This is a genomic window from Mammaliicoccus sp. O-M54, assembly GCF_022386035.1.
GTDB classification, from domain to species: Bacteria; Bacillota; Bacilli; order Staphylococcales; family Staphylococcaceae; genus Mammaliicoccus; species Mammaliicoccus sciuri_A.
On sequence record NZ_JAJNJE010000002.1, the window covers coordinates 239940 to 263631 of the forward strand.

Consider the following 23692-nt stretch of genomic DNA (forward strand, 5'->3'; position numbering starts at 1 on the left):
AAATTATTTATTGAAACCATTAAATTTTTTAATAAACTATAATTCTCATAAATTATTGCTAGTTCTTTTTCGTTATATAGTAGTGTGTTGGTAAAATTAAATGAACATTTTTTGTAATAGTCCTTGTTTGCGTTGTTTTAAAAATCCAACTTTATTAGATTGTTTTTCAATTAATGAATCTATTCTTTCTAAAAATACACCTATTTTCTGTTGTTCTTCTTTAACAGGCAATTTAATTTTAGTATTTAGTATATTTTTATTGTATAACCTTTTTATTGTAGTTCCTTCGATACCATTCCATTTTACAATTAAATAAAAATACTTTAAAAAAACATTTAATACTTCATTATTATGTTGTAGCCAAACTATATTAGAGTCCTGATAATATGCTTCTTCACCGTCATATTCAACTGTTCTTCCAATACTACCTGAAGCTGAAATTAATATATCTCCTTTATTTGGATATGGATATTTTTCTTTATATTCTTCAAATTTTTCCCTAGAAATGAAAGTTTCAGCTTTTTTTCCAAAGGTACCAATTTTATAAAAAGGTATTTCACCATGATTTGTAGTTTCATTCTTATAAATTCTTTTATTCATGGCAACACTACCAATATCTCCTAAAGTCTTCTCTTCCCACTCCGGATACTCATTCCCATTCTCATCTTTAAATCGCAGTTCTTGTGAGAAAATCTTTTGCATATATCCCTTTTTCTGTTCTTCTAATTTCGCTAACTTTTGTTCCTCTAATTCAATTTGTCGGTCAAGTTTTCTGAAAAATTCCCCGATTTTTTGTTGTTCCTGTTGTTCGGGATAATTAATTTCTACTTTAGCTATTTCATTCTTGTTAATTTTTTTTGGAAATGCTATATGCAATGTTTTTCTCCATAATTCATTTTGAACTGATTGAGAACGAATTAATGATTCTAGAAAATAAGAATTTAATTTCTTTGGTTTTAATAATGCTAAACTTACATAGTAGGCTAAATGTTCGTTTGTTTCTACAACATTTGGTGTCCCAACATCTCCTATACGAGTCATTAAAACATCACCGAATTCCGGACGAATTTTAAATTCCTTTTCAAATGCTTCTTTAGAAATAAATTTATTAGAATTTAAGGTTTTTATATTTTCAACTGATAGAAATTTAATACCTTCACTTGTATATTTCGGTGTTTGATGAGTTCCATCATAAACATTAGCAACAGTTCCTAATTTACTATTTTCCCACTCCCCGTCAAACTCTGGGAATCTTAATTCTGGTACATTTTTTGTTTGATTAGTCATGTGTCACCACTCCTAATTCTTTTAAGTAGCTTTCTATTTCTTGTTCTACTTCTTTTATTTCCGCTTCTATCGTTTTCAAATCTGTTTGTACATGCTCTAAGTCTACTGGTTCTTCTTCTTCAAATGTATCGACATATCTTGGTATGTTAAGGTTATAGTCATTTTCTGCGATTTCTTCTAGGCTTGCTGTATGACTATATTTATCTATTGCTTCTCTGTTTGAATAAGTATTGATAATTTTTTCTACGTGTTCATCATTTAGACTATTTTGGTTTTTACCTTTTTCGAACTCATTTGATGCGTCTATAAATAACACGTCTTGATCTAATTTACGGCATTTTTTAAATACTAGAATACATGTTGGTATACTTGTCCGTAGAAGATGTTTGCTGGCAAACCGATTACTGCGTCTAAATAGTTCTTCTCTTCTATTAAGTATTTACGTATTACGCCTTCTGCTGCGCCACGGAATAAGACACCATGCGGTAAGACTACTGCCATTGTTCCTTCATCGTCTAAATAATGCACCATATGTTGGATAAAGGCGAAGTCTGCTTTTGATTTAGGTGCTAGTTTACCGTAATTACTAAATCTCTCGTCATCATCGAATTTACTATCCGCACTCCATTTTGCACTGTATGGTGGGTTTGCTACTACTGCATCGAATTTCTCATCTAAGAACGCTGGAGCTTCTAATGTGTCACCGTTATGAATATCAAAGTTCTCAAAGCGAACATCATGTAGTAACATGTTCATTCTAGCTAAGTTATATGTTGTATTGTTTCTTTCTTGACCATAGTAACGATATACTGTTGTTTCTTTACCTACACGTAATAGTAATGAACCTGACCCACATGTTGGATCATATACATTTCTCAGTTTATCTTTGCCCAATGTTACGATTTTAGATAAGATTTTAGAAACTTGTTGAGGTGTGTAGAATTCTCCTGCTTTCTTACCAGCGTTTGCAGCAAATCGTCCGATTAAGAATTCATAAGCATCACCTAACATATCTATTTCCATGTCACTATGTAAGAACGGTAAATCTTCTAAATTAACCATTACTTTGCTCAATAAAGCAGTTCGATCTTTAACTGTATTACCTAATCTTGTAGAACTTAAATCCATATCACTGAATAGTCCGATAAAGTCTTCTTCACTTTCTTCTCCAAGTGTAGATGTTTCTACTTTTCTAATTGCTTGTGCTAAATGTTCAATATCAAATCTTTGGTTTTCAATTTCTTTAACCATATTGCCAAATAAGTCTTTTGGCTCTATATAATAACCAACATTTTCTAAAAGTTCTGCTTGTAAGTCTTCACGATATTCTTCATCTTCCCATGCTTCTTCATAAGTTAGATCTTCACCAGATAATGCTTCAGCAACTTCTGATTCTGCTTTTTCTGATAGAAAGCGATAGAAGATTAATCCTAGTATGTAATTACGGAATTCACTTGCATCCATATTTCCTCTTAAATCATTTGCTATAGACCATAAACGTTTATGTAATTCTGCTTGCTGTTGGCGTTGCTTTTCTGTAATTGACATTTTATTTCCTCCGTTAATTTGGTACATTTTAGTTTTATTTTACTTATTTGAGTTTGTAAAAGCATATCAAAACCTCTGCAATATACTATTACAAAGGTTTTAATTACTATCTAAAAACTATATTTTGATGTCACTTCTTCAATAAATGATGCAATTGCTTTTTTAGTTTGTCGTTTTTCTCTAAGTTTCTTATCTCCGACAAGGTCCTTTAATTCATCTTGATTAACGATACCACTAAATTCAAACTCTCCCGTAATTGCCTTAAGTATTTCTTCATCTACTGCTTGTTGATGAGCAAACTTTTTAAACTCTTCTTCCCGTTTTGCATTTTCAAACTTGAGATAAACTTCATCTATATCATCTTCTTCAGACAACTTAGGCACTACTTCATCTATAAACTCACGTATTAAATCACGTTTAAGTCGAAGCGTTGGGTCATCTGCATTGTCTAATATACGTCTAATTTGTTCACGATTTCGTTGTTGTTCTTCTTTGTCTTTCAAATCGATCTTACGTACGAGTTCCATGATATATGACACATTAATCAAGTCATTACGCAGAATTTCTATTTCAAAATCTATATCATTTAATATCGTTACTTTTTCACTTTCGCCGTGTTTATTCTTAACTTCATCATATATCGCGAAGTATTTACTCTTGTAATCTTCAAACTCTTGTTCACCCATACCTATATTTTCATTAGTAAAGTTGAATTCTTCGAAAGTTTTCAGTCTTAGCACTAATTTAGAAACGAGACGGAACGCTTCAACAAATGATTTTTTATCATTTTCATCAAAGACATTATCCATATCTTCTGGATTTTGAGCGATTGTTTTTAATTCAGCTAACGCATCTACAAACTCAGATAAATACTCTTCATAACTTCTCATTAATATACGATCTGTATCCTCTGTTTGTGAAAATAGCTTTAACGCCTCATCTGTTTGACGTTTCAAATTACGATAATTAACAATTTTTCCGAATGGTTTTGTTTCTTTTTCCACTCGATTAGTTCTTGAGTAAGCTTGAATTAAGTCATGATGTTTTAAGTTTCTATCTACATATAACGTGTTCAACACTTTACTATCAAATCCGGTTAAGAACATATTCACAACGATTAGGACGTCTATTTTGCTATCTTTAACACCCTTTTTAACACTATTTGAAATATGATTGAAGTACCCTTGGAACGTATCTGTAGAAAAGTTTGTACCAAATGTTGCATTGTAATCCGCTATTATTTCATCTAATGAATCTCTAGAATGTTTTTCCTTTACATTACCTTCTGTACTTTCTTCATTTGGTGAATAAGAATACACTCCTGCGATATTGAGCGGTTTATCATAATCTTTACTAATCTCTTTAAACACATTATAAAATTTAATAAGTGCTGGGATACTTTGAACAGTTAAGATTGCTGAATACTGTCTATTTCTAGTATATTTATCATGATTTTCAACTATATGTCTTGCGATGAGTCTAATTCGATCATCTGCCAGCCATACTTCATCTTTATTGATACCTTCAACCAATTCTTCTGAATCTAGATCTATATTTTTGGCTTTTATTGTATTAATATAATCCACTGAAAAGCCTAATACATTACCGTCATGAATAGCATTCTTAATTAAATAAGTGTGTAAACATCTACCGAAGATATCTGCTGTACTTCTTCCATCTTGACTTTTATTTTCTTCAAAGCGAGGTGTTCCTGTAAAACCAAAGTACTGAGCATTATTGAAATGTTGACGAACAATACGATGCATATCACCAAATTGACTACGATGACACTCATCAATAATAAATACGACTTTATTGGTCTTATATTGCTCTAATGCTTTAGGGTTACTTTGAATAGCTTTCGACATTTTTTGTATAGTCGTAACAATAAGCGGTAAGCTTCTATCGTTTAACTGCCTAACAAGTTGAGAAGTATTATTTGTTTTATCTACTACACCTTTAGCAAATTTATTAAACTCTTCTTCTGTCTGACTGTCTAAATCTTTACGGTCAACTAGGAATATTACTTTTTGGATGTCATCTTGTTCTGATAATATTTGACTCGCTTTAAACGAAGTTAATGTTTTACCGCTTCCAGTCGTATGCCAAATATAACCGTTATTGTTTGTTTCAGTTGCTTGATTGATTAATGCCTCAACAGCATGTACTTGATAAGGACGCATCGCCATGAGAATATGATCAGTCTCATTGATTATCATATAGCGTGAAATCATTTTAGCTAATTGGCATGGTCTTAAAAATGAATTAGTAAAGTCACTCAAATTATTAATACGCTTGTTATCTTTATCACTCCAATAAAACATATGGCTTTTTAATATATCACCATCATTATTAGATAGATAACGCGTTTCTACGCCATTACTTATAACGAATAATTGTATGTATCGAAATAGTCCTGTGTAGTTTTGTTTACGGTAACGTATAACTTGGTTAAATGCTTCATTAATATCGACACCACGACGCTTAAGTTCAATTTGAACTAGTGGCAACCCGTTCACTAAAATAGTGACATCATATCTTGCTTTATATTTATCGTTTACCGACACTTGATTTGTAATTTGGAATTTGTTTTTACACCAATTTTTTGTATCTAAAAATGATAAATATTCTTCAGTTTCATCATCACGCTTTAAAGGCAACTTGTCGCGTAGAATACGTGCACTTTCAAAAATACTTTTCCCATTAATCATCGTTAATAAGCGTTGAAACTCTTTATCTGTTAATGGTTGGTCTTTAAATTTATCAGCATGACGTTCATTGAGAATAGCACGGAAATTATCCAATAATTGTTGTTCATTTCTAATCGTTACAGTTTCATAGCCATTTGATTCTAACTGTTCCATCATTTCATTTTCTAGAGCAAACTCACTTTGGTATACCATAACATCCCCTACCTTTGTTTCTATTACAATTAATTATAATATATAACTCATTTTATGTGGTGTAAATTTTAAGATTATAGAATATATTTACCAATTATTTCGTTTTTGATATGAAGAAACTTTTTTATAGAAAAAACACTTACGTTAAATTCATTTAATTATGAAATCAACGAAAGTGTTTTTATTTTACTCCTACTCATTGAGGTTAGTGTAACAGCTACATTGTAGATCTTTTACATTTAGTATACGATTGATGAATATTAATGATACATAGCGATAACATTATCTAGATACTCCTCAAATTCTTTCAATCTAATTTCTTCGCTTAGTTCATCAACTATTTTATTGATTTCCTGTTTATATCTTTCTGATAAGTCTTCATTCTTTAATTTTGAATTATTCTTTTTCTTCTTTACAGGATATAAATTTTTATACGATATTGCTCCACTTGTACCCAATTCAAATAATCTTGGTTCAATTTCTTGTGAATAATTTACATCTTTAGAAGCACATTCTTTCTTAAATAAACCTTCCCATTTTCCTCTACTTCTTAAAATAACTATAGATTCTTTATCAGTAAGTAATTTTCCCAAAATAACTTTTGCACTAAGTATACTACTTTCTTGTTTCTTACTAAATCCAATATCATTAGATTCAGATGTTCTATATGGAATTAATTCTATATTAGTTATTTTTAATTTTATTAATGCTTCCTCAAATTTTTGTTCAACTTCACTATCATAGCGTTTGGCTTTATTCATCTTTTCAAAAATTGAACTATAATGCTTCATACATCTGACATATCCAGGGCCACTTCCATGAAATACATGTGAATAATACTGTCCTAAATAATATGCTACTGCTTTAAACCTCTTTGAATGACCACTTTGCAAATAAAGTTTGAATTCTTGTTCGTTCTCACAATAGATTTTATATAATTTTTTTAATTCTTGTGATATTACATTTTCCTTAGACAAAATATGATTATAGTAAAAATCATGAAGCATACTAATTTCAACGTCATTTGTTTCATATACTTCTTTAGAATCAAACTCAACTCCATCAACAATATTTTTTTCAAGAGATACTTCACTTTGAATATATTCTCCGACTGTTGAACATTCTTCAGATGTTGTTTTATTCATATGTGTTCCCGGGTTAAATAATCCAATAATAAATTTAGAATTATCTATATCTCCTAGTATATGATTTGGTATACCCCACATCGCTGCTTTAGAGATTTTATTTAGTTTCTCCTTTTTATTTACCCATGAAAAATCATTATCAATTTCTTCTGGATTTTCATATAATTCTTGATATCTCTCAGCTTTTTCTTTAATTTCATCTTCATCCCAAAATTGAATGAATTCGTCCCATAATTTTTCGCTCATACAATTCTCTCCATTCAGTATTTATAATATTAATATACTTATTTAAATGGACATTAATTGTCTATTTATCTATATACTAAGAGTAATATGTATAATCATAGCATAGAAGTTTTTGCTCTTTTTTATTAAATTAAAGTACATTCAAATTAAAAAAACTGTGCAAGTAGTATTCATCTTCTCTACTTACACAGTTTATTTTTTTAACTATTCTTCTAGCTTTTTCATTACTTTCTTAGTAATATCATCTATCATTTTATCCATAGTTTTATTCTTATTTCTACTTCTATTTAAATTATCAATATGATAAGTAGATATTGTAAAGTAACGATATTGATTCGTATCTCTCGGAATTGTTAGTAAACCTACTTTTTCATAATACCTAATTTGTGATTTAGTAATGTTTAAACTTTTGGAAACATCGTCAATTCTCATACAATATACCTCCTTCATTTAAAACCTATCATTAAACCACACTTTAAGGTCAAATACTTTTTCGATTTACTTATTCAATCTCCCTACCTCCTCCACAGAAACGCTACAATTTCATTCGCGACTTGTTTGTTTTCATGTAGTTCGCTGTGCTGGGCTGTTTTGCCTTCGTATTTGGATTCTTTATAGCTTTTTGGACTATTTCCTAGTAAATATTTTAAAGACTTTGATGAGCTGTTGGATACGCGGCCGTCTGAGTTGGTGCCGTCTTGTAAGTCACCATATATGTTTAATACTTCTATTTCTTGCCCTTTATAGATGTCTTTCAATTGTTGAAGTTCTGGATATGGTGGGTTCATGCGACTTGGTTTACCGCTTCTATCCACACTAATTTCATTTACTTGTTCATTCATATTTAATACACCGTTAAACGTTCCGGCAATGTTCACTTCTTTATTTAACTGAGGTAATGTTTCATCATTCCCGTATTTCAACATATATTTAGCAAATGATAAATTCCCCATTGAATGTCCGACAAAGTTAAATTTCTTAATACCGTATTCACTTTGTAATTTCTCTAGTACGTTTTTAAACCATTCTGCATTGAGATCTAGATCGCCTTGTTTATTATTTTCTAATTCTATTTGTACAATAGGATTAGTCACATCTTTTTTAAGTTTGCCTTTTAATTCAACTTCTCCATCTTCAGATACATATGCTGTGATGACTTCTTTTGTGACACCTTTTTTCTTCGCTTGTTGAACCATATATTTCTCTGAATTCGCACTTCCTGCATAACCATGTAGAAATAATGTCGGTATTTGGCTATTTATATAAGTTGAGTCTGTTGATTTAACTGTTGTTGAATGATGTTCATTAGATGGTTTCGTCATAATCATGATTCCAACGATCATTAGAATAATGATACCCATCCCCAAAATCCATAACTTCTTCACTACGATAACCTCTATTCTGTTATTTTGATTTAAGTATAAAGTAATCAGTTTTTCTAACCAATAAAAAGAACCATAAATTTAATTATGGCTCTCTTTATCTTTATTTAAATAATCTCTTGCTCTTTTATTCCACTCATCAAATATTTCTAATGTTTCCGGATCTTCTCTTTTGAGTATTTTCCGTATATATTCTTTATCAATTTCATCATACCTATTTATCAAAATATAATTTATATATTTTTCGTTATCAGCATAAGCATAATCTAATGTCCTATCAATAATGATATCTTCAGGTGATATAACATATATATAATTATCCTCATCAATTTGTAATGTATTAATCTGCTTATAACCTTCTAATGGTTCTAATGATGAACTCACCACATCAACATATATCTCTAAAGGTTTATATAAATACATTCTTGAGTCTTTAATAAATCCCAATTCTTCCAAAATATAATTCAATTCTTTACTTGCACTTGTAACAAAATCAATATCTCTAGTTGTATAATCACTGTCTGTGTATATCTCGACACTTAATCCTCCAACAACTATTGGCTTATTATATATATTTGTTGTTTTTGAATCTATTAATCTAGTTATTATACTTGCAACCTTAATCATTCTATAATATAAAATCTCAGATTTAGAAATATTTTTCAAATCTTTCTGTGCTTGTTCTAACGTATAACTCATAATTACTTTCTTCCATATCTCAATACTGCTTTTTGTTTTTTAGGGTTTTTACGAGGTTTATCAAAATCTCTTTTCCCTAAATAGAAATCTGGATCATAGTTTTTTCTAATAAACTCAATATTCCTACTTTTATTTTTTTTATTATCTTTCTGTAAATCCTTCAAATATATAGTACTCATAGATTTTCACCATCCTCTATCCCTATTATATTAATTATATTTTACAGTAACGAGGATAATTTTACAATAATATACTTCTGGTCTATAGGGTCAGTCTGAGGGTTGTCTGATGTCATACTGCTCGCCTGCTAATTATACGATATAATCTTCGCATTTCTTTATTTCATTATGTACAAATTACATAACGTTAGAGATAATTTGTCTGAGGTGATTGCTAATGGAATCTTTAAATAAAGAGAACAATTTTCAACTTAATAGTTTGGAGGATTTAGAAAAATTCAAAGTAATGATGGATCGCTCAAATCTAAAAATCAACAAGAGTCAATTAGCTAGAGAATTTGGAGTAGATAGAAGAACGATTGATAAATATTTAAATGGTTATAAACGTAAAAACAAAAAGAATACTAGCTCTAAATAAACATTATATATTCTAATATTATAAAAATAAGCATATCACTTTCAAACTGTGGTTGTCAGTTCAGTGAAATGCTTCATTTCGCTATGCTTCTTTATAGCCTTTTTTAGATGTTGGGTTGATAATCGCTAATATTAATCCGAGTATTGCTACGATACAGATAACAACGTATGCTACGCGTACGCCGTGTACTAATCCTTCTATTCCATATTCATGTGGGTTTAAGATGGCTGTGTTCATAACTGTTACTAATATTGCTGAACCCATTGCTGCGCCGACTTGTCGCATTGTATTATTCATTGATGTTCCATGTGGTACTAATTCACGTGATAAATTGTTTAATGCTGCTGTTGTTAATGGATTGAAGACCATCGCATTTGCAGCGAGTGAAATGGCGAAGAATATTGTGACATAAGCGAATGATGTGTGTGCATCAAGTTGTGTAAAAGCAAATGATGTTATCACGACAATTGAAACGCCTATGATGGATAATAACTTACCACCGTATTTATCGAATATTTTACCTGTAAATGGTGAAAGTAGACCTGTTATAATTCCACCTGGCATGAGTGCTAATCCTGACATCAATGGTGAATATCCGTGTAGATTTTGTAAGTAGAATGACAACACTGTTTGACTTCCTATAAATGAAACAAAGACGATACAGACAATAATCATATTGATCGTAAAGGATTTATAAGTGAAGACGCGTACGTTAAGAAACGGCTCAGTCATACTTAATTGTTTCACGATAAACATTGTTAAGATGACAATACCTGCAATGATCATTGAATACACTAAAGGATGATGCCAGCCTAAATTACCCGCTTCACTAAAGCCAATTAACAATGCCGCAAAGCCTAATGTCGACAATGTAACAGATAGTTTATTAAGCTTCGGTTTCGTAACATCTGTTACATTCTTAACGAACTTCATCGCAAATAATAAATCTACAATAGCTACAACTAATAGAATGTAGAATATTACTTTCCAACTATATTGAGATACGACCCAACCTGATAATGTTGGACCGATTGCTGGTGCGAAACCAACGACTAATCCAAACATCCCCATTGCTTGTCCTCTTTTATCTGCTGGATAAACGAGGAATAACACTGTTTGCATTAAAGGCATCATTATACCAGCACCCATAGCTTGAACTGCACGTCCTGCGAGTATGACTGTGAATTGATCCGTTATAACACAAATGATAGAACCTACTATAAAGAATGTTAAAGCTGCAAAGTATAACGTTCTAGTTGTAAATCGCTGTGTTAAATATGCCGTAATCGGAATCATAATACCATTCACTAACATAAATATAGACGTTAGCCATTGAACCGTACTGCTCGTTAAATGCATTTCTTTCATAATACTTGGTAAGGCTGTAGTCATGAGTGTCTGGTTCAAAATGGCAACAAATGACCCTACCATCAAAATCGTAATAAGCAAAGTCTTATCCCGGTGTTTCAACTCTTCCACGACGACATCTCCTCGAAATCTTTCTCTAATATCATCATGTTATACAAAGGCATATGAGAAAGTCAAAATGCATGCTTTACGTCTCAAAATGTTTAGATGTTTCGATAGATAATTTGAATTAATATGAGTAAATATCCTTTTGTATAAGTTGCACTTTTATGGTAATATCATCATGGATAAATATTTAATAAATTAATAAATAAGAAGGTTAAAATATATTATGAAAGAAAATTTTTGGAGTGAATTGCCACGTCCATTTTTTATTTTGGCACCTATGGAAGACGTTACGGATATCGTCTTTCGTCACGTAGTCAGTGAAGCAGCGAGACCAGATGTCTTTTTCACTGAGTTTACAAATACGGAAAGTTTTTGTCACCCTGAAGGTATACACAGTGTTCGCGGACGCTTAACTTTTAGTGAAGATGAACAACCTATCGTTGCACATATATGGGGCGACAAGCCAGATCATTTCCGAGAAATGAGTATCGGAATGGCAGAAATGGGCTTTAAAGGTATTGATTTGAATATGGGATGTCCTGTAGCAAATGTTGCAGGTAAAGGTAAAGGTTCTGGCTTAATTTTAAGACCTGAACGTGCCGCTGAAATTATTCAAGCAGCTAAAGCTGGTGGTCTACCGGTAAGTGTTAAGACACGCCTTGGTTACTATGACATTGAAGAATGGAGAGATTGGTTAAAGCACGTCTTTGAACAAGATATCGCAAATTTATCTATTCATCTTCGTACACGTAAAGAAATGAGTAAAGTAGATGCACACTGGGAATTAATCGAAGCGATCAAGAATTTGCGTGATGAAATCGCACCAAATACATTGTTAACGATTAATGGTGATATTCCTGATAGACAGACAGGTCTTGAACTTGCTGAAAAATACGGCATCGATGGTGTTATGATCGGTAGAGGTATCTTCAATAATCCATTCGCATTTGAGAAAGAGCCTCGCGAACATACAAGTAAAGAACTATTAGACTTACTCAGATTACATCTCACATTATTCGATAAATACGCAACGAGTGAAACACGACAATTCAAAAGCTTACGTAGATTCTTCAAAATATACGTACGTAGCATGAGAGGCGCTAGCGAATTAAGACATCAATTAATGAGTACAGAAACAACAGACGAAGTACGCGCATTACTAGATGAATTCGAAGCCCAAATGGAAGACGTCGTAGAATCTTAAAGTAAATCAATAAAGGAATCCCCTGTTAACGTTGGAGTTAGCAGGGGATTTTTTATTATTACATAGTACTTGTATCTATTACGAAACGATATTTAACGTTTGATGATAAGACTCTTTCATATGCTTCGTCTATTTGATCTGCTGAAATTAGTTCGATTTGTGGTCTAATGTTATGTTCTGAACAGAAGTCTAACATTTCTTGTGTTTCTTTTATACCACCTATTGCTGAACCTGCAAATGATCTTCGGTGACCGATTAAGTTTGCTACGCGTAATGATACGGGTTCTGCTGGTGCACCTACGTTTACAAGTGTACCGTCTAATCTTAATAATCTAAGATAATCATCTATTGGTAAATTAGCACTTACGGTATTAATGATTAAATCAAATGAGTTCGCTAGTTCTTCAAATGTTGACTCATCACTTGTTGCATAATAATGAGAAGCACCTAATTTCAAGCCGTCTTCTTTTTTATTTAATGTACGTGATAATACTGTTACGTCAGCGCCCATTGCATGTGCAATTTGAACGGCCATATGACCAAGTCCACCCATACCGATAACAGCTACATTTTTACCTTCGTATGCTTTCCAGTGATTTAAAGGTGAATACGTTGTAATACCTGCACATAGTAAAGGTGCCGCTTCATCTAAAGGAATGTTATCTGGAATACGTAGTACGAAATCTTCATGTACGACGATATGTGTTGAATAACCACCTTGAGTAGGTTCTCCATATCTGTCAGTACCTGCATATGTACCAACCATTCCTTTTACGCAGTATTGTTCTTCGCCATTTTGACAATGTTCACATTCACCGCATGAATCAACCATACAACCAACACCAACACGGTCATCTACTTGATATTTACTCACATCAGAACCAACTTCTTTAACAATACCCGCAATCTCATGACCCGGTACTAAAGGATAGTTCACTGGTCCCCATTCTCCATGTGCAGTGTGAATATCTGAATGGCATATTCCTGCATATTTAATTTCTATCAAAATATCATGTTTATCTAAATCTCTTCTCGTAATTTCTGTCGCAAAAAAATTAGAATCCGGACTACTTACTGCTCTCGCTTTAGCATTTAGCATCATAAATTCCTCCGTTACTTACTAGATAGAATACTATATTTGTATTCTTCTTTGCTTATATTAGACTCGTGTGGAATTATCGTCAATTCATATGACTTACGCACTTTATTGCATATTATGCATCGTTATAAATATTAAAAATTACTTTAAAACAAAAATGTTTGTTATATATATAAACTTTATTTTTCAATATTTTGTAAACAGTTACATATTTATGAAAAAACCTATTGTTTTATTAATATCCGTGAGGTATAAATATATTAGATAGATGTAATATGTAACATAATACGGGATGGAGTTGAATTTTAATGCAAAGGAACACTTATCAAAGATTTTCATTAAGGAAGTTCAAAATCGGGACGGGATCTATTTTATTGGGAACTTTATTAGTCATGGGTATTCAACATGAAGCACAAGCGAGTGAAAATAGCGCAGTAGAAACAGACAATACAAACATCAATAGTGAAACTACAAATACAGATTCAGAGAATACTGCTGTGGAACAACCAAGCGATGCTACACAACCAGAAGCGACTAATGAATCGAACGAGAACACAGACGTTACAACAAATGAAGCAAGTGAGACACCTGAAGATAATAACGATGAAGCTACTTCTTATGCTGCAAAGCAATATCCTGATCAAGACACAAATTCTATTGCAGTAAACAATGATGCTGATGCTAAAAAGGATACAGATAAAGATGGTGCTTTGACGTATTTCAATGCGCAAAATGGTTATGTGCCTGAACAAACACAAACTGTTAAAAACGGCGTGAAAACAAGCGAGCATTGTACAGCTGATGAAGTGACAACTGAATATACAAATAAAGTTAATCTTAATGCTAAAAGTGTTATGGATACAAATTTAGATGACTATTCTAACAATGGTTTTCAAGAAAAAGTGAAAAATCCAAATAACCATCCAAATGCAACTGACGCTCATAATTATGGCCCGGGAAATTTAGAAGTTCATCATTGGCAAAGTGGTCCAAATGAAGCAACAACAGCACAAAATTGGAGAATTGTTTTTGCGACTGACTATGCAATTGATAATGCTGTTATGCGTGTGACGTTGCCTTATGATAATGTCACAACTTCTGATGCGTCTGATTGGTTAGTGAATAGATATTATCCTGCTGTTTCAAAGGATGGTAAGAGTTCATATACGAATATCATTACACCTGAAAACATCACATTTGATGGTAATATCGCAATCATTAACTTAGGTAACGTAGTAGCAAATAGTGCTTATGGTATTGTATTTAATAAACAATTTGATACACCACAAGACTTTAGTGGCGGACCGCTTACTACAAGTGTCAATGTTAGTGGAGAGTGTAACGAAGAAGACTTACGCAGACAATTAGAACTTAAAAAAGAATCTATGCGTGCACAAGGTATGTCTGAAGAAGAGATTAATAAAGCAGAATTAGATTATATCAAATCAAGTTTAACACCTAAACAAGTAGAATATATCAATGAAGTATGTGAAATTCCAGACAACCCAGATAATCCTGATAACCCGGATAATCCGGATAACCCAGACAACCCGGACAATCCGGACAACCCAGATAATCCGGATAACCCGGACAATCCGGACAACCCGGACAACCCAGATAACCCAGATAACCCAGACAACCCGGATAACCCGGACAACCCGGACAACCCGGATAACCCAGACAACCCGGACAACCCGGATAACCCGGACAACCCGGATAACCCGGATAACCCAGACAACCCGGATAACCCGGACAACCCTGATAATCCAGACAATCCAGACAATCCAGACAATCCAGACAATCCAGACAATCCAGACAATCCAGACAACCCGAGCAACCCAGATAATCCAAGCAACCCAGATAATCCAAGCAACCCAGATAATCCAAGCAACCCAGATAATCCGAGCAACATGGATAAAACTGGCCATTCAAACAATGTTGTCCCAGTTAAATCAGACAACTCAGTTAGCTCAATCAACATAGTGAAACTAAATAATAATAATCAAGCGCACACTTCTAAAGATACTAATCATAAAGATACTCATAAATTACCAGATACAGGTGAATCTAAAGTAGAACATACTACATTATTTGGTACACTTATCGCTATGTTAGGATCAGCATTCCTATTATTTAGACGCAAAAAGACATCAGAAGATAAAGAATAATTAATAAGATAATACACGATTAAAGCTACACAAAATAACAGAGCATCTCTCAATAATTGAGGGATGCTCTGTTTGTATATGTTATCGATTATGTTTAAGTATAAACGCTCTTGGATTTCCGTAAATTGATTCTCCTCCAGCTACTTCTTGTTTAGCATACTGGTAGCCTGAATTACCTCTCAAATTATACCCATACGTTCTTAATGCATATACTTCAAAATTACCATTTACCATTGGAGAACCTGAATCTCCCGCTCTAAACTTATCTTTCGTCATTAATTCTGCTTTATTAGAAGACTCTTGTAAAAATTTCAACTTATTCCAATAAGCGTATGTATTATTTCCATTAACGACTGGATAGCCTAATGAGTATAAATTATCATTGAATTTCAATGATTTGATTTGTTTATTAGTTGCTAGTTTTAAAGGTTGAACTTTTGCCTTTTGAACCATATTTTCTTTCGTTTCTACGACGACCATATCATAAGCAGGAACCTTATAAATTTTTTTAGCTTGGAATTGATAAGGTATTTTTTTGCCATCTCGATTTAATTGGAATTTTATTTTTTTAGGATCCGTTTGTCTACCATTTGCTCTTTCAACAACATGTGCATTCGTAACAAATGTATGGTTACCTACTACAAAGCCTGTTCCCATACTATCTTTACCCGGACCTTTCCAGCCATCCATATTAGAAACACGACCAACCGCTTTATATTTATTCTTATGCGCATAATCATAACGCTTCATGATAATATCTTTATTATTTATTTTTTGGGCTTTCTTATATGCAGAATTAGCATTCCAGCTTTCCATACCATTATAATAATAATTTCCAACCGCATCCGCTTTGTTAACTGCAAACAATAATAGTAAAAGCCCTAAAATCAATGTAACGACCTTTTTTGAATACATATTCTATCCTCCTAAAGTTAATAAAATGCTACTTATCTTTAGTTAAATACAATACATGGACATATAATGACCATTTAATAAATTTAATATATTTTTTTGATTGTCTATTAGAGTACAAAAAAGCGAAGCATATTTACACTTCGCTAATCTAATATTTCATAAAAAACATCTATAAACTCTTTAAAATCCAATTTTATATTGCTAATCATATCTTTCAAGCTGCTTATAATATCTATAACATCGTTACTAATATAGATTATATTTTGCTTATTATAGAATATGATATAAGGTTGAATCATACCTTTTTGGATATATAAACAATAATTAATGATTTCATCATTTTTTAAGTTCTCTGTAGTTACTATTATATATTCTTCATTTGAAGTGTGTAGTTCTTCTTTCCAGTTTGTAATTTTGAAGAAACGACCCAATCGTGTTTTTTCTCTAAATTTAACAGGATATTTATACTCTGATAAAAACGAACACTTTGTTTTAGTTTGGTTGGTAAATAATTGATTAATAATATTGGAAAGTTGCTTCTTGTTTACGTATTCTACATCAAAACGCACTCTATTTTCATTAGATACTTGAAAAAAAGGCGTTTCACTTTCTAGATCAAAGTTTATGTTCATTTCTTCGAGGTTAATAATCATTTTTAATCTCCTATTCACTTTCTATTAATACTGCAATATAAAATATTATTCCTATTATCTAATATTTCACATATCGATTCAATTACCAATAGACATTCACTCCACCCTCTTTCAATGCAGACATTACATCTGCAGTCTTTGAAAGAAGGCTTTTTTGTCGATATCCAAAAATAGAAATATTTTCTATTTTAATATACTGATATATCTATAACATGGCATTTCGGTCATATATTAACCTTTATAAATATACTGATATAACAAAATGGGATTGAATTGATTTTAAACATGGGGTATGATAGCGGTATTGATATTTATAGTACATGTCATGTACTAATGGATAAGGAGTTATGATTTTGAAGAAACCATTTGAAATTTTTATTGAAGATATTAAAAATATCAAACGTGTGCCGTTTGTGATTATATTATTATTAGGTCTTTCGATTTTGCCATCATTCTATGCATGGTTTAATTTAAGTTCTACGTGGGATCCTTACAACAATACGCAAGGTATTAAAATTGCGGTTGTGAATGAAGATAAGGGTGCTAAGGTTGAAGGTAAAGAAATTAATGTTGGTGACCAATTAGTTGAACAGTTGAAGAAGAACGATAAGTTTGGATGGGAATTTGTGAATCGTAAGAAGGCTGACGATGGTGTTGAAAAAGGTGATTATTATGCCTCTATATATTTACATAAGACTTTTTCTGATGAAGTCACGAGCATCTATCATAAGAAACCAAAGAAAGCTGTCATTGATTACAAAGTAAACGAGAAATTAAATGCGATTGCACCTAAAATGACAAACGCTGGTGCATCATCCATTGTAGATTCTTTAAATAAAGAATTTGGCGAGAATGCAACGAAAGCATTATTAAAAGAAGCAAACCAAGTCGGTTTAGACCTTGAAAATGAATTACCTACTTTAAGCAAAATTAAAAACGCTGTATATACTGCTGAAGACAATCTTCCTAAAATAGAAGAATTCAAAGAAAAAGTCATAGAAATTGATGAACATCAAGATGATATTACGAAGTATAAAGATGAATTCGAAGCACTTGGAAATTATAAAGGCGACATTAATGAAGGCGTTAAGAAAATTAATGAAGTAAATAGTAAAATGGGTGACATTAATCAAGTAGCTCAATTAATTACGAAATTGAATGCTAAAATGCCTGAAATTGAAAGTGCATTAGCAAAAGCGAATAAAGTACAACAACAATTTCCTAAAATCAATAAAGGCGTGCCTCAAGGTATTGAAGCAACCGAAAAAGCATTAGCAGCTATCAATAAAGCAGAGCAATATTTACCTGAATTAAATCGTAAATTAGATCAGTATGAAGCAGATGCTAAAAAAGCTCAGGAAAAAACCGAAAAAGCGAACGAAAAGCTGAAATCAGAACAAGAGAAAGACAAGAAAGACAGTAAAGATAACAAAGCGAAACCTGAACAAAGTACAAAAGAACCTCAGCAATTGTCAGAAGAAGAAAACAAAGACGATAATAATAAGGAACAAAATGCTGAAGAACAAGAAAGTGATAAAGAACAATCAGATGATGCTTCTAAAGAAGAAACTGAAGAACAAGCATCAACTGAAGAACAAGAGAAAGATAATGATATCGTAACAACGCAACAAGCTTATGAAGAAGAAAGTGATAATAACGAAAATAATGACCAAGCTTCTAAAAATGTATTAACTGATCAAGAATTAAATGAAATGAAATCTGCACTAAGTGAATCTTTAACAGCACTCGCAGACTATAGTAACGAACAAGCAACTATGAACAAAAAAGATTTAGAAAGTATGCAAGCCATTAACCAAAGTATCTTAATGAGCCAAGACAGTAAACAACTTGCAGACACTGTGAAAAACAATCAATCACGATTACAACAAGGTGTAGCTTTTAATAATTCTATGATTGATATTTTAAAGGAACTTCAGAAATCTGAAGGTATTGATACTTCATCAGCTATTTCACAATTTGAATCAGCTAACAAAGATTTACAAAGTGTTATTAAAGGCCAAAGCAACCTGATTAATGCTTTAAATAACGGTAAATCTGGCAAAGAAGAAGTCTTAGCATTAGATAAATTAATTGATTCTAATCTCGTATCTTTAGACAATTTATTAAAATATACAAGCAGTGATTTTAAGACGACTTTAATGGAAGGCGTTAATCAAATCGATCAAGCGTTAACTAAAGGTATCGATGATATCTCGAAAATTAGAAGTTCCATGAACATGATAGATAATGTAATTCAAACTGGGAAAAGTTCCTTACAAAATGGTCATGATTTATTAGTCAGCATTAATAATGAATTACCAGAACTTGAAAGAAAGTTTAATAATATTAATGAAGTAGCTCAAACAAACTTCCCTAAATTTAAAGAACAAGTTGGTAAAGGTGCTTATTACGTTGAAAATGAACTACCAAATGTTCAATCAGAAGTTAAAAAGCTCGCACAGTTTTCAAATAATGATTTACCAGCAATGATTGATAAATACGATCGTGCTGTTCAATTGATAGATGACAACTTACCAGAAGCTCAAAAAGAAATTCATGACTTAGCAGAATTTGCGCGAAATGATTTACCAGGTATTGAAGAAGATATTAAGAAAGCAGCGAAGAAAGTTAGAGAAATAGATAAAGATGATACAGTTCATGAATTAATAAAATTATTGAAAAATGATTTAAAGAAACAAGCAGATATTATCGCACATCCAATAGAATTAAAAGAAGAATCATTATTTAGTGTGCCAAACTATGGAACAGCAAGTACACCATTCTATACATCTTTAGCAATTTGGGTAGGTGCTTTACTATTATCTAACTTATTAACAACAGATATTAAAAATCCAGAAATTAAGCAGAAATATTCATTGAGAGAAACATTCGTTGGAAAGAGCTTTATATTCATTATTATAGGTATTATACAGTCCATTATCGTGTCACTAGGAGATATGTTTATATTAGGCGCAGCAATCGATAATAGATTATTATTTATACTATTAGCCGTACTCGTTTCAATCGTATTTATATGTATCGTCTATACATTAGTGTCCCTATTCGGTAACGTAGGTAAAGCATTAGCAATTGTCATTATGGTACTACAAATAGCAGGAGGAGGTGGGACATTCCCAATACAAGTCACACCAAAATTCTTCCAAGCCATACATCCGTACTTGCCATTTACTTATGCCGTAGATGCTTTAAGAGAAGCGGTCGGAGGCGTCGTACCAGAAATACTCATATACAATCTCATATGTCTCGTATTATTCGGTGTCGTCATATTCACAATAGGATTTATCGTTAAACCAATACTAGACCCATGGAAAAAGAAAACAATCAAACGCGCCGAAGACAGTTACTTAATGGAATAATTAAATTACGTATAAAAAAACAACCGCCCGATTCGTAGCAGTGAGCTACAGGATCGGGCGGTTTTTTGGGTTTATTATTGTTCTACTTTAGACAAATCTACTTTTATCTCTCTATCTTCGAATACTTTTTGAGCTACTGTTAACGCATTTAATACACGTGGGAAACCAGTATAAGGTATTAAATGTGTAATTGTTTCTATGATTTCCTCAGGAGTCACACCTGAAGTTAATGCTGTATTGATGTGTAATTCCAATTGAGGTTCTGTTCCTTGTGTTACAAGTGAAGAAACCGTTATTAAAGCACGTTGTTGATTTGTTAAACCTTTACGTGAATATATGTCTCCATAAGCAAATTCAATAATATATTTTGAAACGTCAGGTGCTATATCTTTAAGATTGTCAGCTATTTTTAAATGTGTTGAACCTGTCTCTGCAGTATATTCCATAAGTTTATCCATACCTTGTTGGTATTTAGTTTGATCCATAATAAATCTCTCCCTATTCGTAATTGCTAGCTTTAAAATTTTTTCCTATGAACAATTACTAATATAGTCCTGATACGATTATTTGTTAAATATATAAATATCATAATTTCTATAACTAAAAGTTATAACTAACTAAATACCATTCTCTAATATATAATCAATTAGTGCTCTTGTTGCATGTGAACGATATCTATCTTTTTTAACGATAAGACCGACTTCCCAGTAAATATACGGTTCTGTTATAGGTACTGCAGTGATTTTATCATAATCGATTTTGCGTTTTAATGATTCTGGAAAGAACGTAACGCCTAAATTATTTTCTACCATATCTTTAATAAAATCCCATTGTGCACTTTGATACGCAATATTTGGCTTAAATCCAAATTTATCACACTCTTGAATAATACGATCATGCATCGTAAAATCTTCCGTAAATAAAATAGTCGGTTCATGCTTAATATCCGTTAAAGCAACTTCCGAACGTTGTGCTAATGGATGTGACTTTTGTAGATATAACATCAATTTATCTTTCGTCAATTGATAGACGTCGAATTTTGTTTCATCTACTGGTAACATAACGATGCCACAATCTATCTCACCTTCATCCACTAAACGTATAACTTTATGAGTACCTTCTTCTATTAATTCTGTTGTTAAATGTGGATACGCCGAAGAGAAGCCTTTTATCATGCTAGGAAAGAACATAATGCCAATTAGTGAAGGTAACCCAATCTTTATATTTCCACTTTTTAATGAACTATTATCGTTCAAATTCGATGTTAAAGAATTTAATGTATCAAAGATTTTGAGCCCGTGATTATAAACAATTTCACCTGAATCTGTAAGTTTAACTTGTCTGTCTGAACGGTCTAATAACTCGACATTCAGTTCAGATTCAAATGCTTTGATTGTCTTACTAAGCGCTGGTTGAGAAACATGTAAATGTTGTGAAGCCTTAGTGAAACTGCCCAGTTTAGCTACTGTCATAAAATAATTAAATTGACGGATTTCCAAATTAATCCCCCTTTCCTTATAACTTTAAGTTATAGATTTCATTATTAATATTCATTTTACTTATCAATATTGTAGAAGTAAACTAAATATATAGAGAAAAATATGGAGGGATTTCGATGTTAAAAGATAAAGTTACGATTATTTCAGGTTCTGCTAGTGGTATTGGTTTAGAAATCGCTAAAGAATTTTTAAACCAAGGTGCAAAAGTAGTATTCACAGACATTAATAAAGCTAATTTAGACAACGTCGTGCGTGACTTTAAAGATAAAGGGTTTGACTGTATCGGTATTCCAGCAGATGTTTCGAATGAAGATGATGTCATAAACCTTGTCGATGAAACTGAAAAACATTACGGTCGTATAGATGTTTTGGTAAATAACGCAGGCTTACAACATGTTTCAAATATTGAGGATTTCCCAACAGCTAAATTCAAACAAATGATTGATATTATGTTAGTGGGTACATTCATCATGACGAAACATGTATTACCTATTATGAAAAAACAACAATTTGGTCGCATCTTAAATATGTCTTCTATTAATGGCGTTATCGGATTTTCAGGAAAATCTGCATATAACAGTGCCAAACATGGCATTATCGGTTTAACAAAAGTCACTGCTTTAGAAACTGCAGAAGACGGTATCACGGTAAATGCCATATGCCCAGGTTACATTGATACACCACTTGTACGTGGTCAAATGGAAGACTTAGCCAAAACACGAAACGTAAGTGTTGATCAAGTACTTGATGAAGTATTATTCCCAATGATTCCTCAAAAACGACTCGTCGACATTCAAGACGTTGCAGACTATTCCGTATTCATTGCCAGTGACAAAGCCAAAAGCGTAACTGGTCAATCTATCTTAATAGACGGCGGATATACAGCACAATAATAAAAAACTCAGGCTAGGACATAATGTATGTCTTAACCTGAGTTTTTCTCATTTCATATGTTATAGAATAACTTGATTTCTTGAAAACCTTTTAAAAATTCTTCCTCGCTATAATTATTTTCTATAGCATAAAGCAACATGTTCCATAATCCACCGACATTAAAAGATAAAGATAACTTCATATATTCATCGTTTAAATTATGCTGAAATTTTTCTCTTGTTGATTGATGTACATTTAAAATATGACGATTAAACTCGTTTAGTAAGAACAGTTGCATATTTTGTTTCTGAAGCATTAATATAAATGACTTGTATTTTATCCAAAATTGATAAAAATAGACTACAACATCATCCATATTCACTTTTCCAAGCTCATTAAGTTCATGAATATATATTTGAACGAGTTGATTAGATTTCCAACGTAATAAATCATCCTTTGATTTAAACTTCCTATAAAAAGTAGAACGATTGACCCCTGCTTCCTGACAAATCTGCAGTATTGTTACTTTTTCATAATCATCATTTTCTAACAGCATTACTAAAGCTTTATATAGTTTTTCTTCAGTCTTTTTCTTCATTTTAAACACCTCTGCAACAGATT

The 23692-nt window shown here is 32.0% G+C and carries 19 protein-coding genes and 1 pseudogene; 5 read left to right on the forward strand and 15 right to left on the reverse strand.

Annotated elements, in window-relative coordinates:
- Positions 1-96: 96 nt before the first annotated feature.
- The 8 genes and pseudogenes from LQ673_RS05150 to LQ673_RS05185 all read right to left on the reverse strand — a co-directional run bounded on the left by LQ673_RS05150 (position 97) and on the right by LQ673_RS05185 (position 9389).
- Entirely contained in the window at positions 97-1287 is a 1191-nt protein-coding gene (locus LQ673_RS05150) for a restriction endonuclease subunit S (RefSeq protein ID WP_239705694.1), read from the reverse strand.
- Positions 1280-2835: pseudogene (locus LQ673_RS05155) on the reverse strand (type I restriction-modification system subunit M). The gene LQ673_RS05150 and the pseudogene LQ673_RS05155 overlap by 8 nt, the downstream one beginning before the upstream one ends.
- Positions 2836-2945: 110 nt before the next feature.
- On the reverse strand, positions 2946-5738 hold the full coding sequence (locus LQ673_RS05160) for a type I restriction endonuclease subunit R (RefSeq protein ID WP_239705695.1): 2793 nt from the start codon (positions 5736-5738) through the stop codon (positions 2946-2948).
- Between the two features lie 260 nt (positions 5739-5998).
- Positions 5999-7129, reverse strand: coding sequence for a hypothetical protein (locus tag LQ673_RS05165; protein WP_239705696.1), 1131 nt, complete (start codon positions 7127-7129; stop codon positions 5999-6001).
- Between the two features lie 204 nt (positions 7130-7333).
- Complete coding sequence (locus LQ673_RS05170) at positions 7334-7561, reverse strand: MerR family transcriptional regulator (protein WP_204188534.1); 228 nt, start codon at positions 7559-7561, stop codon at positions 7334-7336.
- 83 nt (positions 7562-7644) lie between these two features.
- On the reverse strand, positions 7645-8514 hold the full coding sequence (locus tag LQ673_RS05175; protein WP_239705697.1) for an alpha/beta hydrolase: 870 nt from the start codon (positions 8512-8514) through the stop codon (positions 7645-7647).
- Positions 8515-8592: 78 nt separating this feature from the next.
- The gene (locus tag LQ673_RS05180; protein WP_239705698.1) at positions 8593-9210 is read right to left on the reverse strand and encodes a DUF6036 family nucleotidyltransferase; all 618 of its coding nucleotides are present in this window, start codon (positions 9208-9210) and stop codon (positions 8593-8595) included.
- Between the two features lie 2 nt (positions 9211-9212).
- Positions 9213-9389 carry a hypothetical protein gene (locus LQ673_RS05185; protein WP_239705699.1) on the reverse strand — a complete coding sequence of 59 codons (177 nt, stop codon included), beginning with the start codon at positions 9387-9389 and terminating at the stop codon, positions 9213-9215.
- A 217-nt stretch (positions 9390-9606) separates the two neighbouring features.
- On the opposite strand from LQ673_RS05185, the gene LQ673_RS05190 reads away from it, so the two are divergent.
- Positions 9607-9807: a hypothetical protein gene (locus tag LQ673_RS05190; RefSeq protein ID WP_239705700.1), complete on the forward strand. Its 201-nt coding sequence runs from the start codon at positions 9607-9609 to the stop codon at positions 9805-9807.
- An 81-nt stretch (positions 9808-9888) separates the two neighbouring features.
- Here LQ673_RS05190 and LQ673_RS05195 read toward each other — a convergent pair whose 3' ends face one another.
- Positions 9889-11286: an MDR family MFS transporter gene (locus tag LQ673_RS05195; protein WP_239705701.1), complete on the reverse strand. Its 1398-nt coding sequence runs from the start codon at positions 11284-11286 to the stop codon at positions 9889-9891.
- A gap of 220 nt (positions 11287-11506) precedes the next feature.
- Between LQ673_RS05195 and LQ673_RS05200 the strand changes: the two genes are divergently transcribed.
- Positions 11507-12487, forward strand: coding sequence for a tRNA dihydrouridine synthase (locus tag LQ673_RS05200; RefSeq protein ID WP_196307560.1), 981 nt, complete (start codon positions 11507-11509; stop codon positions 12485-12487).
- A gap of 58 nt (positions 12488-12545) precedes the next feature.
- On the opposite strand, the gene LQ673_RS05205 is transcribed toward LQ673_RS05200, so the two are convergent.
- Positions 12546-13586 carry an NAD(P)-dependent alcohol dehydrogenase gene (locus LQ673_RS05205; protein ID WP_239705732.1) on the reverse strand — a complete coding sequence of 347 codons (1041 nt, stop codon included), beginning with the start codon at positions 13584-13586 and terminating at the stop codon, positions 12546-12548.
- 308 nt (positions 13587-13894) lie between these two features.
- Between LQ673_RS05205 and LQ673_RS05210 the strand changes: the two genes are divergently transcribed.
- The gene (locus LQ673_RS05210; protein ID WP_239745012.1) at positions 13895-15754 is read left to right on the forward strand and encodes a fibronectin-binding protein FnbA; all 1860 of its coding nucleotides are present in this window, start codon (positions 13895-13897) and stop codon (positions 15752-15754) included.
- 81 nt (positions 15755-15835) lie between these two features.
- Here the strand turns inward: LQ673_RS05210 and LQ673_RS05215 are convergent, their stop codons facing one another.
- Positions 15836-16669 (reverse strand): trypsin-like serine peptidase, encoded by an 834-nt coding sequence (locus LQ673_RS05215; protein ID WP_196307558.1) that lies wholly within the window; start codon positions 16667-16669, stop codon positions 15836-15838.
- Between the two features lie 143 nt (positions 16670-16812).
- Positions 16813-17322, reverse strand: a complete 510-nt coding sequence (locus LQ673_RS05220; protein WP_239705703.1) for a phage tail protein — start codon at positions 17320-17322, stop codon at positions 16813-16815.
- A gap of 347 nt (positions 17323-17669) precedes the next feature.
- Here LQ673_RS05220 and LQ673_RS05225 point away from each other — a divergent pair, with 347 nt between their 5' ends.
- Positions 17670-20699 carry a YhgE/Pip domain-containing protein gene (locus LQ673_RS05225; protein WP_239705704.1) on the forward strand — a complete coding sequence of 1010 codons (3030 nt, stop codon included), beginning with the start codon at positions 17670-17672 and terminating at the stop codon, positions 20697-20699.
- A 74-nt stretch (positions 20700-20773) separates the two neighbouring features.
- Here the strand turns inward: LQ673_RS05225 and LQ673_RS05230 are convergent, their stop codons facing one another.
- A complete protein-coding gene (locus tag LQ673_RS05230) occupies positions 20774-21184 on the reverse strand; it encodes a carboxymuconolactone decarboxylase family protein (protein WP_239705705.1) in 411 nt (136 codons plus the stop codon).
- A gap of 132 nt (positions 21185-21316) precedes the next feature.
- Entirely contained in the window at positions 21317-22198 is an 882-nt protein-coding gene (locus LQ673_RS05235; RefSeq protein ID WP_107577492.1) for a LysR family transcriptional regulator, read from the reverse strand.
- Between the two features lie 116 nt (positions 22199-22314).
- Between LQ673_RS05235 and LQ673_RS05240 the strand changes: the two genes are divergently transcribed.
- The gene (locus LQ673_RS05240) at positions 22315-23091 is read left to right on the forward strand and encodes a 3-hydroxybutyrate dehydrogenase (protein WP_204977073.1); all 777 of its coding nucleotides are present in this window, start codon (positions 22315-22317) and stop codon (positions 23089-23091) included.
- A gap of 53 nt (positions 23092-23144) precedes the next feature.
- On the opposite strand, the gene LQ673_RS05245 is transcribed toward LQ673_RS05240, so the two are convergent.
- Positions 23145-23669, reverse strand: a complete 525-nt coding sequence (locus LQ673_RS05245) for a TetR/AcrR family transcriptional regulator (protein WP_239705706.1) — start codon at positions 23667-23669, stop codon at positions 23145-23147.
- Positions 23670-23692 lie beyond the last annotated feature (23 nt).

What these genes read in the sequence shown, in the direction of transcription:
- LQ673_RS05150 (WP_239705694.1), bottom strand. Translation starts at nt 1,287, where the DNA reads ATGACTAATCAAACAAAAAATGTACCAGAATTAAGATTCCCAGAGTTT.
- LQ673_RS05160 (WP_239705695.1), bottom strand. Translation starts at nt 5,738, where the DNA reads ATGGTATACCAAAGTGAGTTTGCTCTAGAAAATGAAATGATGGAACAG.
- LQ673_RS05165 (WP_239705696.1), bottom strand. Translation starts at nt 7,129, where the DNA reads ATGAGCGAAAAATTATGGGACGAATTCATTCAATTTTGGGATGAAGAT.
- LQ673_RS05170 (WP_204188534.1), bottom strand. Translation starts at nt 7,561, where the DNA reads ATGAGAATTGACGATGTTTCCAAAAGTTTAAACATTACTAAATCACAA.
- LQ673_RS05180 (WP_239705698.1), bottom strand. Translation starts at nt 9,210, where the DNA reads ATGAGTTATACGTTAGAACAAGCACAGAAAGATTTGAAAAATATTTCT.
- LQ673_RS05185 (WP_239705699.1), bottom strand. Translation starts at nt 9,389, where the DNA reads ATGAGTACTATATATTTGAAGGATTTACAGAAAGATAATAAAAAAAAT.
- LQ673_RS05190 (WP_239705700.1), top strand. Translation starts at nt 9,607, where the DNA reads ATGGAATCTTTAAATAAAGAGAACAATTTTCAACTTAATAGTTTGGAG.
- LQ673_RS05200 (WP_196307560.1), top strand. Translation starts at nt 11,507, where the DNA reads ATGAAAGAAAATTTTTGGAGTGAATTGCCACGTCCATTTTTTATTTTG.
- LQ673_RS05205 (WP_239705732.1), bottom strand. Translation starts at nt 13,586, where the DNA reads ATGCTAAATGCTAAAGCGAGAGCAGTAAGTAGTCCGGATTCTAATTTT.
- LQ673_RS05210 (WP_239745012.1), top strand. Translation starts at nt 13,895, where the DNA reads ATGCAAAGGAACACTTATCAAAGATTTTCATTAAGGAAGTTCAAAATC.
- LQ673_RS05215 (WP_196307558.1), bottom strand. Translation starts at nt 16,669, where the DNA reads ATGTATTCAAAAAAGGTCGTTACATTGATTTTAGGGCTTTTACTATTA.
- LQ673_RS05220 (WP_239705703.1), bottom strand. Translation starts at nt 17,322, where the DNA reads ATGATTATTAACCTCGAAGAAATGAACATAAACTTTGATCTAGAAAGT.
- LQ673_RS05225 (WP_239705704.1), top strand. Translation starts at nt 17,670, where the DNA reads ATGATTTTGAAGAAACCATTTGAAATTTTTATTGAAGATATTAAAAAT.
- LQ673_RS05230 (WP_239705705.1), bottom strand. Translation starts at nt 21,184, where the DNA reads ATGGATCAAACTAAATACCAACAAGGTATGGATAAACTTATGGAATAT.
- LQ673_RS05240 (WP_204977073.1), top strand. Translation starts at nt 22,315, where the DNA reads ATGTTAAAAGATAAAGTTACGATTATTTCAGGTTCTGCTAGTGGTATT.
- LQ673_RS05245 (WP_239705706.1), bottom strand. Translation starts at nt 23,669, where the DNA reads ATGAAGAAAAAGACTGAAGAAAAACTATATAAAGCTTTAGTAATGCTG.